Source organism: Streptomyces monashensis, from assembly GCF_001866665.1.
GTDB classification, from domain to species: domain Bacteria; phylum Actinomycetota; class Actinomycetes; order Streptomycetales; family Streptomycetaceae; genus Streptomyces; species Streptomyces monashensis.
This window is the reverse complement of record NZ_MLYO01000012.1, coordinates 196666-211952: the sequence shown is the minus strand read 5'-3', so window position 1 is coordinate 211952 and position 15287 is coordinate 196666. Positions and strand designations below refer to the sequence as shown.

The 15287-nt window shown below is 71.6% G+C and carries 14 protein-coding genes and 1 pseudogene; 13 read left to right on the top strand and 2 right to left on the bottom strand.

The features are described 5' to 3' along the window. Positions 1-112: 112 nt before the first annotated feature. The 8 genes from recG (at position 113) to mutM (ending at position 7399) form a co-directional block, all read left to right on the top strand. Entirely contained in the window at positions 113-2335 is a 2223-nt protein-coding gene (recG, locus tag BIV23_RS05770; protein ID WP_071379643.1) for an ATP-dependent DNA helicase RecG, read from the top strand. Between the two features lie 49 nt (positions 2336-2384). Next, a complete protein-coding gene (rsmD, locus tag BIV23_RS05765; protein WP_071379642.1) occupies positions 2385-2972 on the top strand; it encodes a 16S rRNA (guanine(966)-N(2))-methyltransferase RsmD in 588 nt (195 codons plus the stop codon). A 26-nt stretch (positions 2973-2998) separates the two neighbouring features. After that, positions 2999-3478 (top strand): pantetheine-phosphate adenylyltransferase, encoded by a 480-nt coding sequence (gene coaD / locus BIV23_RS05760; RefSeq protein ID WP_071370688.1) that lies wholly within the window; start codon positions 2999-3001, stop codon positions 3476-3478. A gap of 67 nt (positions 3479-3545) precedes the next feature. Further along, positions 3546-4640 carry a F0F1 ATP synthase subunit B gene (locus BIV23_RS05755; RefSeq protein WP_071379641.1) on the top strand — a complete coding sequence of 365 codons (1095 nt, stop codon included), beginning with the start codon at positions 3546-3548 and terminating at the stop codon, positions 4638-4640. Positions 4641-4770: 130 nt separating this feature from the next. Continuing rightward, positions 4771-5421 carry a YceD family protein gene (locus tag BIV23_RS05750; protein ID WP_071379640.1) on the top strand — a complete coding sequence of 217 codons (651 nt, stop codon included), beginning with the start codon at positions 4771-4773 and terminating at the stop codon, positions 5419-5421. Positions 5422-5423: 2 nt separating this feature from the next. After that, complete coding sequence (rpmF, locus tag BIV23_RS05745) at positions 5424-5597, top strand: 50S ribosomal protein L32 (protein ID WP_003951102.1); 174 nt, start codon at positions 5424-5426, stop codon at positions 5595-5597. Positions 5598-5605: 8 nt separating this feature from the next. Next, positions 5606-6442, top strand: a complete 837-nt coding sequence (gene rnc, locus BIV23_RS05740) for a ribonuclease III (protein WP_425443464.1) — start codon at positions 5606-5608, stop codon at positions 6440-6442. A gap of 96 nt (positions 6443-6538) precedes the next feature. Then, positions 6539-7399 (top strand): bifunctional DNA-formamidopyrimidine glycosylase/DNA-(apurinic or apyrimidinic site) lyase, encoded by an 861-nt coding sequence (gene mutM / locus BIV23_RS05735; RefSeq protein ID WP_071379638.1) that lies wholly within the window; start codon positions 6539-6541, stop codon positions 7397-7399. Here the strand turns inward: mutM and BIV23_RS05730 are convergent. Next, on the bottom strand, positions 7372-7779 hold the full coding sequence (locus BIV23_RS05730) for a winged helix-turn-helix transcriptional regulator (protein ID WP_071379637.1): 408 nt from the start codon (positions 7777-7779) through the stop codon (positions 7372-7374). The genes mutM and BIV23_RS05730 overlap by 28 nt on opposite strands. Before the next feature lie 126 nt (positions 7780-7905). Between BIV23_RS05730 and BIV23_RS05725 the strand changes: the two genes are divergently transcribed. Both BIV23_RS05725 and BIV23_RS05720 read left to right on the top strand, forming a co-directional pair. Next, positions 7906-8490, top strand: a complete 585-nt coding sequence (locus BIV23_RS05725; protein ID WP_071379636.1) for a flavodoxin family protein — start codon at positions 7906-7908, stop codon at positions 8488-8490. A gap of 89 nt (positions 8491-8579) precedes the next feature. Then, positions 8580-9067 (top strand): annotated as a pseudogene (locus BIV23_RS05720) (GNAT family N-acetyltransferase). A 3-nt stretch (positions 9068-9070) separates the two neighbouring features. Here BIV23_RS05720 and BIV23_RS05715 read toward each other — a convergent pair. Continuing rightward, positions 9071-10300: a CAP domain-containing protein gene (locus BIV23_RS05715; RefSeq protein WP_071379635.1), complete on the bottom strand. Its 1230-nt coding sequence runs from the start codon at positions 10298-10300 to the stop codon at positions 9071-9073. Between the two features lie 179 nt (positions 10301-10479). On the opposite strand from BIV23_RS05715, the gene BIV23_RS05710 reads away from it, so the two are divergent. From BIV23_RS05710 to smc, 3 genes are all read left to right on the top strand, one after another. Continuing rightward, positions 10480-10761 carry an acylphosphatase gene (locus tag BIV23_RS05710; protein ID WP_071379634.1) on the top strand — a complete coding sequence of 94 codons (282 nt, stop codon included), beginning with the start codon at positions 10480-10482 and terminating at the stop codon, positions 10759-10761. 382 nt (positions 10762-11143) lie between these two features. Beyond that, on the top strand, positions 11144-11347 hold the full coding sequence (locus tag BIV23_RS05705; protein WP_023546484.1) for a hypothetical protein: 204 nt from the start codon (positions 11144-11146) through the stop codon (positions 11345-11347). Positions 11348-11596: 249 nt separating this feature from the next. Further along, positions 11597-15175 (top strand): chromosome segregation protein SMC, encoded by a 3579-nt coding sequence (smc, locus tag BIV23_RS05700; RefSeq protein WP_071379633.1) that lies wholly within the window; start codon positions 11597-11599, stop codon positions 15173-15175. The last annotated feature ends 112 nt before the right edge of the window (positions 15176-15287 follow it).

Sequence of the window (15287 nt, the reverse complement as noted above, 5' to 3'; positions counted from 1 at the left end):
CCTGACCAGGTCTTTCCCCGATTTTGACGGCGTGGCGGGGCGAATGCGCAGGGCAGCGCGCACGGCGGCCGGGCCGGGCGGTGCTACGGCATTGTCAGAGCCGTGGTGTGCAATGGATCTCGTGCCCGCACTGGAAGAACCCCTGAAGCAGCCCCTGAAGTCAGTGCTCGGCCCCGCCACCGCGAAGGTGATGGCCGAGCACCTCGGCCTGGACACCGTCGGCGACCTCCTGCACCACTACCCGCGCAGATACGAGGAGCGCGGCCAGCTCACCCACCTCGCCGACCTCCCCATGGACGAGCACGTCACGGTCGTCGCCCAGGTCGCCGACGCACGGCTGCACACGTTCGCCTCCGCCAAGGCCCCGCGCGGCAAGGGCCAGCGCCTGGAGGTCACGATCACCGACGGCAGCGGCCGGCTCCAGCTGGTCTTCTTCGGCAACGGCGTGCACAAGCCGCACAAGGAACTGCTGCCGGGCACGCGCGCGTTGTTCGCCGGCAAGGTCTCCGTCTTCAACCGCCGCCTCCAGCTGGCCCACCCCGCCTACGAACTGCTGCGCGGCGACAGCGAGGAGACGGTCGAGAGCTGGGCCGGCGCCCTGATCCCGATCTACCCGGCCACCGCCAAGCTGGAGTCCTGGAAGATCGGCAAGGCGGTCCAGACGGTGCTGCCCACCGCCCAGGAGGCCGTGGACCCGCTGCCGGGCTCCCTCCTCGAAGGACGCGGCCTGCTCCCGCTCCCCGAGGCACTGCTCAAGATCCACCGCCCGCACACCAAGGCGGACATCGCCGACGCCCGCGCCCGGCTGAAGTGGGACGAGGCCTTCGTCCTCCAGGTGGCCCTGGCCCGCCGCCGGCACGCGGACGCCCAGCTCCCGGCCGTCCCCCGCAGGCCCCGGCCCGACGGTCTGCTCACGGCCTTCGACGACCGCCTCCCCTTCACCCTCACCGAGGGCCAGCAGAAGGTCTCCCGCGAGATCTTCGACGACCTCGCCACCGAACACCCGATGCACCGCCTGCTCCAGGGCGAGGTGGGCAGCGGAAAGACCCTGGTGGCCCTGCGCGCCATGCTCGCCGTGGTCGACGCGGGTGGGCAGGCCGCCATGCTCGCGCCCACCGAGGTGCTCGCCCAGCAGCACCACCGGTCGATCACGGAGATGATGGGCGAGCTGGCCGAGGGCGGCATGCTGGGCGGCGCCGAGCAGGCCACCAAGGTCGTCCTGCTCACCGGTTCCATGGGCGCCGCCGCCCGCCGCCAGGCCCTGCTGGACCTGGTCACCGCCGAGGCCGGCATCGTCATCGGCACGCACGCGCTCATCGAGGACAAGGTCCAGTTCCACGACCTGGGCCTGGTCGTGGTCGACGAACAGCACCGCTTCGGCGTCGAGCAGCGCGACGCCCTGCGCGGCAAGGGAAAGCAACCGCCCCACCTCCTCGTCATGACGGCCACCCCCATCCCGCGCACGGTCGCCATGACGGTCTTCGGCGACCTGGAGACCTCGGTCCTCGACCAGCTCCCGGCCGGCCGCTCACCCATCGCCAGCCATGTCGTCCCGGCCGCCGACAAGCCCCACTTCCTCGCCCGCGCCTGGGAGCGGGTCCGCGAGGAGGTGGCGAACGGCCACCAGGCGTACGTCGTCTGCCCCCGCATCGGCGACGACATCGACGACGCGGACGCCAAGAAGGCGAAGCAGCCGTCCCCCGAGGACGAGGCGGAGAAGCGCCCGCCGCTGGCCGTGCTGGACGTGGCCGGCCAACTGGCGAAGGGCCCCCTCCAGGGGCTCACGGTCGAGGTGCTGCACGGCCGTATGCACCCCGACGACAAGGACGCGGTCATGCGCCGCTTCGCCGCCGGCGAGACCGACGTCCTGGTGGCCACCACGGTCATCGAGGTCGGTGTCAACGTCCCCAACGCCACGGCCATGGTCATCATGGACGCCGACCGCTTCGGCGTCTCCCAGCTCCACCAGCTCCGCGGCCGCGTCGGCCGCGGCTCGGCCCCCGGCCTGTGCCTGCTGGTCAGCGAGATGCCCGAGGCCAGCGCGGCCCGCCAGCGGCTGAACGCGGTCGCCGCCACGCTCGACGGCTTCGAGCTCTCCCGCATCGACCTCGAGCAGCGCCGCGAGGGCGACGTCCTCGGCCAGGCCCAGTCCGGCGCCCGCACCAGCCTGCGCGTCCTCGCGGTCATCGAGGACGAGGAGGTCATCGCGGAGGCGCGGGAGGAGGCGACGGCGGTGGTGACGGCGGACCCGGAGCTGGAGCACCTGCCGGGCCTGCGCACGGCTCTGGCCGCCCTGCTCGACGAGGAGCGGGAGCAGTACTTGGAAAAGGGATGAAGCGGCCTGCCACACTGAATCCGTCACCACCCCCGACCAAGGACCGAAGATGACCCGCGTGATCGCCGGCGCAGCCGGCGGACGTCGCCTGGCCGTACCGCCCGGCACCGGAACCCGGCCCACCTCCGACCGCGCCCGCGAAGGTCTCTTCTCCACCTGGCAGTCCCTGCTCGGCGGCCCCCTCGACGGCGAGCGGGTCCTCGACCTCTACGCCGGCTCGGGCGCCGTGGGCCTGGAGGCACTCTCCCGCGGGGCGAGCCACACGCTCCTCGTGGAAGCCGACACCCGCGCGGCGAGGACCGTCCGCGACAACGTCAGGAACCTCGGGCTGCCCGGCGCCGAGGTGCGAGCGGGCAAAGCGGAACAAGTCATCAGAACCGCACCCCCCGCCGAGCCGTACGACCTCGTCTTCCTCGACCCTCCCTACGCCGTCACGGACGACGATCTTCGCGAGATCCTGCTCACACTCCGCTCGCAGGGCTGGCTCACCGGAGAAGCCCTCGTCACCGTGGAGCGCAGCACCAGAGGCGGAGAATTCCGCTGGCCCGACGGATTCGCACCACTGAGGTCCCGTCGCTACGGCGAGGGAACGTTTTGGTACGGTCGCGCCGCCTCTACGTGCGAAGACGCACGATGACCGGACCGGAGAGCGAGGGATCACAAGTGCGCCGCGCCGTCTGTCCCGGGTCGTTCGACCCCATCACCAACGGACACCTCGACATCATCGCCCGTGCCTCGCGCCTCTACGACGAGGTCTACGTCGCCGTGATGATCAACAAGTCCAAGAAGGGCCTGTTCGAGATCGAGGAGCGGATCGAGCTGATCCGCGAGGTCACCGCCGAGTACGACAACGTGCGCGTCGAGGCCTTCCACGGCCTCCTGGTCGACTTCTGCAAGCAGCGCGAGATCCCGGCCATCGTCAAGGGTCTGCGCGCCGTCAGCGACTTCGACTACGAACTGCAGATGGCCCAGATGAACATCGGGCTCACGGGGGTCGAGACGCTGTTCGTGCCCACCAACCCCACCTACAGCTTCCTGTCCTCCTCCCTGGTGAAGGAGGTCGCGGCCTGGGGCGGCGACGTCTCGCACCTGGTGCCCGCCCCGGTGCTGGAGGCCCTCAACAAGCGCCTGCACAAGGACTGATGGATCGTGAGGGGACTACAGTCGTCCCGTCCGTCTCCAACCCGGCTGTAGAGAGTGGCGAGCACAGGTGGACGTGCAGAAGAAGCTCGACGAGATCGTCTCCGCGGTGGCCGGCGCCCGGGCCATGCCCATGTCGGCCTCGTGCGTGATCAACCGCGCCGAGCTGCTCGCGATGCTGGAAGAGGTGCGCCAGGCCCTGCCGGGCTCCCTCGCGCAGGCGCAGGAGCTGATCGGCGGCCGTGACCAGATGGTCGAGCAGGCCCGCCAGGAAGCCGAGCGGATCATCGAGGGCGCGCACGCCGAGCGCGGCTCGCTGATCTCCGACACCGAGATCGCCCGCCGCTCCCAGACGGAGGCCGACCGGATCCTCACCGAGGCCCGCCAGGAGGCCGAGGAGGTCCGCGCCGAGGCCGACGACTACGTCGACTCCAAGCTCGCCAACTTCGAGGTCGTCCTCACCAAGACCCTCGGCTCGGTCGGCCGCGGCCGCGAGAAGCTGCTCGGCACCGGCCCCGGCCTGGACGAGAACGGCTACGAAGACGAGGACGCCCCCGAGCGCAGCCACGACCCGGAGACCCTGCGTCACACCGCCGACCAGTACGTCGACGCCAAGCTGGGTGCCTTCGAGGCGGTCCTCGCCAAGACCCTGGAGGCCGTCGGCCGCGGCCGGCAGAAGCTGCACGGCCGGATCGCCACGGACGACCTCGGCGCCCTCGCCGACGACACCACGACCTTCCAGCACTCCAGCGACGCCGACTACCTCGCCGACCTCGCGGCTCTCGCCGAGCAGGACGCCCCGGCCGAGCGCCAGGACCGGCCGGCGCAGCAGCAGCCCCAGCAGCCGTCGTACGAGCCGCAGCCGGCCTACGGCTACCAGCAGCAGCCGGACCCGTACTCCACCACCTCCGACTACGCTCCGGCGGGAGGCGCCCCCGGCTTCCCGCAGCAGACCCAGACCGGCTACGGCTACCAGCAGGCCGACCCCTATGCCTACCAGAGCTCCTACGACCCCCAGCAGGCCGTCTACGACCCCCAGCAGGTCCAGCAGCCCCACCAGCACCAGGGGCAGCAGGGCTACGCCCTCGACGAGACCAGCCTCTTCGACACCGGCATGATCAGCGCGGAGCAGCTGCGGGCGTACGAGCAGGGCCGGGGCCTGTAGACACGGCCGGATTGGGCCGAGAGCGAAAGGTCCAGTATCCTGGCTCTTCGGTCGCGCGTATGTCCGCGATCAGCGCTGCCCGGAACACCGATGGGTGGCGTCCCTTCGAGTTTGAAGATCGAAAGCAGGAATGGCTCCCAACGCCCGCCTCGACCACCGCAACCCTCTCGTGTTCGACACACACGAGCTGGGACGGCGTCCTGGCGCGCTCCAGCGCCTGACCCGCACGATCGACGCCCCCGCGGATCTCGGGATCCAGGGAGTCATCGGAGTGCCCGAGGGCGCCCCGGTGGAGCTCGAACTCCGCCTCGAGTCGGTCATGGAAGGGGTGCTCGTCACAGGCACCGCCCGTGCACGGGCCGAGGGGGAGTGCGTAAGGTGTCTGGAGCCGGTCGGGCAGGAGCTCGAAGCGGATTTCCAGGAACTGTTCTCGTACCCTGACGCCGACGACCGGGGCCGCGTGACCGCGGAACCGGGCGACGACGCCGAGGACGACGAGGACAGGTTCTTCCTCGAGGACGGACTCTTCGACCTCGAACCTCTGCTGCGTGACGCGGTGGTGCTCGCACTGCCGATGCAGCCGGTGTGCCAGGAAGACTGCCAGGGCCTGTGCTCCGAGTGCGGAGCGCGGTTCGCGGACGACCCGGACCACCACCACGACGCCGTCGACATCCGTTGGGCGGCTTTGCAGGGACTCGCCGGTTCACTCGAAGACGGCGAGAAGGACGAGATGAGCGGCGCTGACGCGGAAGCGGGCGTCGACGAGAAGCAGGAGAAGTAGCCGTGGCTGTTCCGAAGCGGAAGATGTCGCGCAGCAACACGCGCCACCGCCGGTCGCAGTGGAAGGCTGCGGTCCCCACCCTGGTTGCGTGCGAGCGCTGCCACGAGCCCAAGCAGCAGCACATCGCGTGCCCGTCTTGCGGCACCTACAACAAGCGCCAGGTCCTCGAAGTCTGAGCGGCCAGGTGAGAGGCACTGTGTCCACGCCCAAGAAGAACTCTTCCCGTGCGAGCGGGAGCCCGGCGGACAACCAGGCCTCGTCCCACACGCTTCTGGAAGGGCGGCTCGGGTATCAGCTCGAGTCCGTCCTTCTGGTGCGCGCGCTGACCCACCGCTCGTACGCGTACGAGAACGGCGGTCTGCCGACGAACGAGCGGCTGGAGTTCCTCGGGGACTCCGTGCTCGGCCTCGTCGTCACGGACACGCTGTACCGCACCCACCCCGACCTGCCCGAAGGCCAGCTGGCCAAGTTGCGGGCCGCGGTGGTCAACTCGCGTGCGCTGGCGGAGGTCGGCCGTGGCCTCGACCTGGGTGCCTTCATCCGGCTCGGCCGTGGTGAAGAGGGCACAGGAGGCCGGGACAAGGCGTCCATCCTCGCCGACACCCTGGAAGCGGTGATCGGTGCGGTCTATCTCGACCAGGGCCTCGACGCGGCGTCCGAGCTGGTGCACCGGCTCTTCGACCCGCTGATCGAGAAGTCCTCCAACCTCGGTGCCGGCCTGGACTGGAAGACCAGTCTCCAGGAGCTGACCGCGATCGAGGGGCTCGGCGTTCCCGAGTACCTGGTCACGGAGACCGGCCCCGACCACGAGAAGACCTTCACTGCTGCCGCCCGCGTCGGAGGCGTCTCGTACGGCACCGGCACCGGCCGCAGCAAGAAGGAGGCGGAGCAGCAGGCCGCCGAGTCCGCCTGGCGGGCCATCAAGGCCGCCGCGGACGAGCGCGCCAAGGCCGCCGAGGCGGCCGACGAAGCCTCCGGGGCCGGCGCCGAGGACGGCGAGTCCTCGTCCGCTCCGGCCTGACCCACAGCAGTACGAGCGCCCGCCCCGCCGTTCCCGACGGGGCGGGCGCTCGGCTCATCCACCGCTCCGTGCGAGCGCTCTGTACGGGGGGTCCCGATGCCCGAGTTGCCCGAGGTCGAGGTCGTACGGCGCGGTCTCGCGCGCTGGGTGGCCGAGCGCACCGTAGCCGAGGTCGAGGTGCTGCACCCGCGCGCCGTACGCCGGCACGTCGCGGGCGCCGACGACTTCGCGCACCGCCTCAAGGGCCGGCACATCGGCACTCCCCGCCGCCGCGGCAAGTACCTGTGGCTGCCGCTGGAGGAGACGAACCAGTCGATCCTGGCGCACCTCGGCATGAGCGGCCAGCTGCTGGTGCAGCCGCACGAGGCGCCGGACGAGAAGCACCTGCGCATCCGCGTCCGGTTCGCCGACTCCCTCGGCACGGAACTGCGCTTCGTCGACCAGCGCACCTTCGGCGGACTGTCGTTGCACGACAACACCCCCGACGGACTGCCCGACGTCATCGCGCACATCGCCCGCGACCCCCTCGACCCGCTGTTCGACGACGAGGCCTTCCACCGGGCGCTGCGCCGCAAGCGCACCACCATCAAGCGGGCCCTGCTCGACCAGTCGCTGATCAGCGGCGTCGGCAACATCTACGCGGACGAGGCGCTGTGGCGCGCCCGCGTCCACTACGAGCGCCCGACGGCGAACTTCACCCGCCCGGTCACCCAGGAACTCCTCGGCCACGTCCGGGACGTGATGAACGCGGCACTCGCCGTCGGCGGCACCAGCTTCGACAGCCTGTACGTCAACGTCAACGGCGAGTCGGGCTACTTCGACCGGTCCCTGGACGCCTACGGCCGCGAGGGCGAGCCCTGCGGGCGGTGCGGTACGCCGATCCGCCGCCGCCCGTGGATGAACCGGTCGAGCTACTTCTGCCCGAAGTGTCAGAGGGCGCCGCGCGTCTCGTCGTAACGCGCGCGTGCCGTGAGCACGTCGTCCATCGCGCCCTCCACGCAGTGGATGAGGGCGAGCAGCCGCCCGGCGACCTCGTGGCCGAGCGCGGTCAGTTCGTAGTCCACGCGCGGCGGGTTCGTCGGCTGTGCCTCGCGGTGCACCAGGCCGTCGCGCTCCAGCGCGTGCAGCGTCTGGGACAGCATCTTCTCGCTCACCCCGTCGACCCGGCGGCGCAGCTCGTTGAAGCGCAGCGACCCCTCGTAGAGCGCGCCGAGCGTCAGCCCGCCCCAGCGGCCCGTGACGTGCTCCAGCGTCGCGCGCGACGGGCAGGCCTTGGCGAAGACGTCGTACGCGAGGGTGTCCGCGAGGTGGTCCTGTTCCTGGGGCGTGGCGCTCATGACACAAGGATACGCACGCACAGCGCTAACCACCAGGTTGCACTAACCGAAAGTTAGTGCTTTCCTGAGGTCACTGCTTTTGAGCTGCCCACTCGCCCTCCGGGCTGTCCGATCGAGGAGTCTGCCGTGACCACCCCTGTCGTTTCCATCGCCTACCACTCCGGCTTCGGCCACACCGCCGTCCTCGCCGAGGCCGTGCGCGCCGGTGCCGCCGACGCGGGTGCCGAGGTGCACCTCATCAAGGTCGACGAGATCACCGACGAGCAGTGGGAGACGCTGGACCGCTCCGACGCGATCGTCTTCGGCTCGCCCACCTACATGGGCACCGCCTCCGGCGCCTTCCACGTCTTCGCCGAGGGCACCTCGGGCCGCTGGTTCACCCGCGCCTGGCAGGACAAGCTGGCCGCCGGCTTCACCAACTCGGCCTCCAAGAGCGGCGACAAGCTGCACACCCTTCAGTTCTTCCAGACCCTCGCCGCCCAGCACGGCATGACCTGGGTGAACCTGGGCCTGCTCCCCGGCTGGAACAGCAGCACCGGCTCCGAGAACGACCTCAACCGCCTCGGCTTCTTCGCCGGCGCCGCCGCACAGAGCAACAACGACCAGGGCCCCGAGGGCGTCCACAAGGCGGACATCGCCACCGCCGAGCACCTGGGCCGCCGGGTGACGCAGACCGCGCTGGTGTTCGCGCGCGGTCGCAGCGCCGCCTGAGGCCGTGCCGTCCGGCGGTCTCCCGAGGCTGCCGGAAACGCGGGGAAGACAGCGGGACGGGAGCGGACCGTGACGCGTACGGTTCCGGCATGCCCGAGCTGTGTCTGCTCCGCCCGGACCACGCCCCCGCGCTCCTCGCCTTCGCGGCCTTCGAGCGGGAGAACCGGGCGTACTTCGCAGCGTCCGTCCCGGACCGGGGCGAGGAGTACTTCGCCCGGTTCGGCGAGCGGCTGCGCGCCTCGCCGGCGGAGCAGGAGGCGGGGGAGTGCTCCTTCCATGTGGTGGTGGGCGCCGACGGCGAGGTGCTCGGCCGGGTCAACCTCGTGGACGTGGCCGACGGCGGCGCCGAACTCGGCTACCGGATCGCGGAGCGGGCGGCGGGCCGGGGCCGGCCGGCTGGGGCGTACGGGCGGTGTGCGCCCGGGCCGCCGAGCGGTACGGTCTCACGGTCCCGCGGGCCCGGGCCACCCTCGACAACGCCGCCTCACGGGCGGTGCCGGCCCGCACGGGTTTCGCGGTCGTCGGCGAGACGCTGCCGGGCGGCCGCCCCGGGCTGACCCACCGCCGTGCTCTGTGAGCCTCAGTAGCCGAAGTCCTGCGTCCACCAAGGGCCGCCGGTGCCGAAGTGGACGCCGACGCCGAGGGTCTTGAAGTCGCAGTTCAGGATGTTGGCCTTGTGGCCGGGGCTGTTCATCCAGGCCGTCATCACGGCCTGCGCGTCCGTCTGGCCGCGGGCTATGTTCTCGCCGCCCAGGTTGCTGATCCCGGCCGCCGAGGCCCGGTCCCACGGCGACTTGCCGTCCGGGTCCGTGTGGTCGAAGAAGCCCCGTGCGGCCATGTCGTCGCTGAACGCCTCGGCCAGCCTGGTCAGCGAGGAGTTCGCCGCGAGCGGGCTGCACCCGACCTTCGACCGCTCCTGGTTGACGAGCCTCAGCACCTCCGTCTCGGCCGCGCTCCGCGCCGACACCGTCGCCGGTGCGGCGCTCGCCGCGGGCGCCTTGCTCGCCGTGTGCGACGGGGTGCTCGTCGACCGGGACGCGGTGGCCCGGGGCGCCGGAATCCCGCCCGACGTCCTGGACGGGGAGGCCGACGTCGAGGCGGACGCGGAGGCCGACGCGGCGGTGGACGGGCTCGGGGACGCCGGGCGCGTCGCGGTCCGGCCGGCGCCGGCGTCGCCCTCGCGGTGGCCGGCGCTGCCCGACGTGCCGCCCTGCTCGGTCGCCGTGTTGCCCGGCGAGTCCGCCGCCTGCACCGAGTCGCTGCCGGTGTCCGTACCGCCGCCGAGCTTGTAGTGCTCCAGCCCGGGCACCACGCCCGTGGCCACCGCGGCCGTGCCGAGCGCGACGGCGGCCGCCGTGCCGAGCAGGCCCACGCGCACCGGCCCGCCGGTCCTCTTGCGGCGCCGGCGCCGGGAGGAGTCGCCGCCCGGCGTGAACCCGCCACCCGCACCGGAGCCCGCGCCACCGCCGTCGGCGAACGGATAGGCGTGGGCCCGCGGGTTCGCCTCCGCGTAGGCCTCCGGGTTCAGATACGGCGCGATGCCCCTGGGCACCCCGTCCCGCCTGTACAGCTCCAGCGCGTACGGATCCCGGGTGTACGAGTCGGGCGTGTGCGGATCCCGCAGGTACGGGTCTGTCGGGTACGGGTCTGTCGGGTACGGGTCCGTCGGGTACGAGTCCGTCGTGTACGGGTCACGCGCGTACGAGTCCGGTGGGCCGTCGCTCCCGGTGGCGGAGGTGTCCGTGTGCGTGAGCCCCGTGGCGCGGCCCTCGGCGGCGCGGCCGGCGGCGGAGCGTCGGTGCCGTCCCATCCCCTTGCCCTCTTCCTCGTCCTCGCGGGCTGTCCGGTGCCCGGTGGCGCCTGACCCCCCGGCCCACCCGATTCACTCGATCGAGTGAGTTTCATATGAGATTCATTGGGTGGGGACGGTACCCCATGGCATCGGGAGGCGCCGTGTCCCGAGCGACATCGGCCGGTTAGGTTGCACCCATGAACGACGATGTACGGCTGGTCGCCTGGGTGCGTGGGCGCGTCCAAGGTGTGGGTTTTCGATGGTTCACGCGCGCGAAGGCGCTGGAGATCGGCGGCCTGAGTGGTTTTGCTCTCAATTTGGCCGACGGCCGGGTCCAGGTGGTCGCGGAAGGGCCGCGCGAGGACTGCGAGGGACTGCTCGACTGGCTCCAGGGCACCGACACGCCCGGGCGCGTGGAAGGTGTCACGGAGATCTGGGACACACCCCGCGGCGGCTACGACGGCTTCGCCATCCGTTGACCGGGGCCCGCGACACCGCACCGGCGGGCGCGCGAAGAGGTGCCGCGCGCGGGTACGGACGGTGGAAACGGCCTGGTGGTTGCCAAGAAGACCCCGGCATGGCAGGCTCCCCTGCTACGACTGATCGACACGCCCCGAGGCACCGGAAGAGTCGCAGCGCCGCCGATTTCCCGGCCGCGCGCCCCCGGTTCGCCCGCCAATACGGGGTGTGATCGTGTTGACCGTCAAACTTTTTGGTGAGACGCTGAAAGCCCCGCGCACCTTAGCTGTTTGGCATGAAGGAACAGCAGAGCAACACCCGGATGTGCCAAGCACCGCGGGTGCGAATCCCTCACGACCCACACCGCATCGGTCGGTCACTCAGTGTGGAGGACCATCCATCATGGCAAAGGCGCTTCTCGGTTACGTCGGCGGCTCCGACCCTCGACTCCTCGCCGAGATGCGACGGTTGCAGCAGCGTGTCCAGGACCTGGAGTCCGAGCTCGTACGGATCCAGGCGGAGAACGACGCGCTGACGGCTGCCGCCTCTCAGGACAGGATCATGGAGAGCATCGACGCACACCAGGCGGAGCCTGCGCTCACCTGATTACTGCATCGCTCCACGACAGCAGTCGCAGTCATCGGGCTGCCGAATCAACCGCTCAGTTGATCGGACGGCTGCAACCCAGTCGTCAGAGTTGCAAGGGACGCTTCGGCGTCCCTTCCTTCTTTCTGCTTTCCCCCGCATCGTTTCACCCTCTTTAACGTACGGTGTGCCCTGCATGTTCACTGGTGAAACCGCGCGGCCCGGAGGGTTCGTGGAGTGAGATAGCGGCGCCCGGTAGAGTCCGGCGGCGTGCACCTCAAGGCCCTGACCCTCCGCGGGTTCAAGTCGTTCGCCTCGGCGACCACACTCCGGTTCGAACCGGGCATCACGTGTGTCGTCGGACCGAACGGCTCGGGCAAGTCCAATGTCGTGGACGCGCTCAGCTGGGTCATGGGCGAGCAGGGCGCCAAGTCGCTGCGCGGCGGCAAGATGGAGGACGTCATCTTCGCCGGCACCACCGGCCGCCCGCCGCTGGGCCGCGCCGAGGTGTCCCTGACCATCGACAACTCCGACGGTGCGCTGCCCATCGAGTACGCCGAGGTCACCATCACGCGGATCATGTTCCGCAACGGCGGCAGCGAGTACCAGATCAACGGTGACACCTGCCGCCTCCTCGACATCCAGGACCTCCTCTCCGACTCCGGCATCGGCCGCGAGATGCACGTCATCGTCGGCCAGGGCCAGCTCGACTCCGTCCTGCACGCCGACCCCATGGGCCGCCGCGCCTTCATCGAGGAGGCGGCCGGCGTCCTCAAGCACCGCAAGCGCAAGGAGAAGGCCCTGCGCAAGCTGGACGCGATGCAGGCCAACCTCGCGCGCGTGCAGGACCTGACCGACGAACTGCGCCGCCAGCTCAAGCCCCTCGGCCGCCAGGCGGCGGTGGCGAGGAGGGCGGCCGTCATCCAGGCCGACCTCCGCGACGCGCGCCTGCGCCTGCTCGCCGACGACCTCGTACGACTGCGTGAGGCGCTGAGGACCGAGGTCGCCGACGAGGCCGCCCTGAAGGAGCGCAAGGACGCGGCCGAGCAGGAGCTGAGGAAGGCCCTGCAGCGCGAGGCTCTGCTGGAGGACGAGGTACGGCAGCTCACGCCGCGCCTCCAGCGCGCCCAGCAGACCTGGTACGAGCTGTCCCAGCTGGCCGAACGCGTACGGGGCACGATCTCGCTGGCCGACGCGCGCGTGAAGAGCGCGACGTCCGCGCCCCCCGAGGAGCGGCGCGGGCGCGACCCCGAGGACCTGGAGCGCGAGGCCGCCCGCATCCGCGAGCAGGAGGCCGAGCTGGAGGCTGCCCTGGACGCGGCCCAGCACGCCCTGGACGACACCGTCGCGCACCGGTCCGAGCTCGAGCGGGAACTGGCCGTCGAGGAGCGCCGGCTGAAGGACGTGGCCCGCGCCATCGCCGACCGCCGCGAGGGTCTGGCCCGCCTCAACGGCCAGGTCAACGCGGCCCGTTCGCGCGCGGCCTCGGCGCAGGCCGAGATCGATCGGCTGGCCGCGGCCCGCGACGAGGCACAGGAGCGGGCGGTCGCCGCCCAGGAGGAGTACGAGGCCCTCAAGGCCGAGGTGGACGGCCTCGACGCCGACGACGCGGACCTGGCCGAGCGGCACGAGGCGGCCAGACAGCAGCTCGCCGAGGCGGAGTCCGCCCTGAGCGCGGCCCGCGAGGCCCTCACCACGGCGGAGCGCAGCCGCGCCGCCACCCAGGCCCGCCGGGAGGCCCTGGCCCTGGGCCTGCGCCGGAAGGACGGCACCGGGATACTGCTGGGTGCCCGGGACCGGCTGACGGGCGTACTCGGCCCGGCGGCCGAGCTGTTGACGGTCACCCCCGGCCACGAGGTCCCCCTGGCGGCGGCGTTCGGCGCGGCGGCGGACGCCGTCGCCGTGTCGAACCCGGCAGCGGCGGCGGACGCGATCCGCCTCCTGCGCAAGCAGGACGGCGGCCGGGCGGCATTGATCCTGGCGGGAGACGACGCACCCGCAGTCGCCGACGCTTCCACCACCACACCCCCCGGTGGGCGCGCCGCCGCCGAGCTCGTGCGCGGCCCCGCCGAGCTCATGCCCGCCGTCCACCGCCTCCTGCAGGGAATCGTGCTCGTCGGCACCCTGGAGGAAGCCGAGGAACTGGTCTACGCGCACCCGGAGCTCACCGCCGTCACCGCCGAGGGCGACCTGCTCGGCGCCCACTTCGCGCACGGCGGCTCGGCCGGTGCGCCGAGTCTGCTGGAGGTGCAGGCCTCCGTGGACGAGGCCGCGGCCGAGCTGGACGAGCTGGCGCTGCGCTGCGAGGAGCTGACCGAGGCGCAGCGGGCGGCGACCGGCCGGCGTGCCGAGGCCGCCGCCCTCGTGGAAGAGCTGGGGGAGCGGCGCAGGGCCGCCGACCGGGAGAAGTCGGCCGTCGCCCAGCAGCTCGGCCGGCTCGCCGGGCAGGCGCGCGGTGCCGCCGGGGAGGCCGAGCGCTCCGCCGCTGCCGCCGCCCGCGCGCAGGACGCGCTGGACAAGGCCGTACAGGAGGCCGAGGAGCTGGCCGAGCGGCTGGCGGTCGCCGAGGAGAAAGCCCCCCTCGGGGAAGACGGGGCGGACGAACCGGACACCTCGGTGCGCGACCGGCTCGCCGCCGACGGCGCCAATGCCCGGCAGACCGAGATGGAGGCCCGGCTGCAGGTCCGTACCCACGAGGAGCGGGTCAAGGGGCTCGCCGGGCGGGCCGACTCGCTCGACCGGGCCGCCCGCGCCGAGCGCGAGGCACGCGCGCGTGCCGAGCAGCGCCGGGCCCGGCTGCGGCACGAGGCGGCCGTCGCCGAGGCCGTCGCCTCCGGCACCCGGCAGCTGCTCGCGCACATCGAGGTGTCCCTCGCCCGTGCCGAGCGGGAGCGCACCGCCGCCGAGGCCGCGAAGGCGCGGCGCGAGCAGGAGCTGACCGCCGCGCGCACCGCGGGCCGCGAGCTGAAGTCGGAACTGGACAAGCTGACGGACTCGGTGCACCGCGGCGAGGTGCTCGGCGCCGAGAAGCGGCTGCGGATCGAGCAGCTGGAGACCAAGGCGCTGGAGGAGCTGGGCGTCGAACCGGCGGGACTGGTGTCGGAGTACGGGCCGCACCTGCCGGTGCCGCCCTCGCCGCCCGCCGAGGGCGAGGTGCTGCCCGAGGACCCCGAGCACCCGCGCAACCAGCCCCGGCCCTTCCACCGGGCCGAGCAGGAGCGCCGGCTCAAGGCGGCCGAGCGGGCGTACCAGCAGCTGGGCAAGGTCAACCCGCTGGCGCTGGAGGAGTTCGCGGCGCTGGAGGAGCGGCACAAGTTCCTCAGCGAGCAGCTGGAGGACCTGAAGAAGACCCGGGCCGACCTGCTTCAGGTGGTGAAGGAGGTCGACGAGCGCGTCGAGCAGGTCTTCACCGAGGCGTACCGGGACACGGCCCGCGAGTTCGAGGGTGTCTTCAGCCGGCTCTTCCCGGGCGGCGAGGGGCGGCTGATCCTGACCGATCCCGACAACATGCTCACCACCGGTGTGGACGTCGAGGCCCGACCGCCGGGCAAGAAGGTCAAGCGGCTCTCCCTGTTGTCGGGCGGCGAGCGGTCACTGACGGCCGTCGCGCTGCTGGTGTCGATCTTCAAGGCCCGGCCGAGCCCCTTCTACGTCATGGACGAGGTCGAGGCCGCGCTCGACGACACCAACCTCCAGCGGCTGATCCGGATCATGCAGGAGCTGCAGGAGGCCTCGCAGCTGATCGTGATCACGCATCAGAAGCGCACGATGGAGGTCGCCGACGCGCTCTACGGCGTCTCCATGCAGGGCGACGGCGTCTCGAAGGTCATTTCCCAGCGGCTTCGCTAGCCCATTCAAGATCAGCTCACCCTGCGTTCGAGAAGTGAACGCAGGGTGTCGCGGAATATCTAAAAGCTCACAGCCGCTGAACTATTGACTTCGAAACTTGAAGGCATAGTCT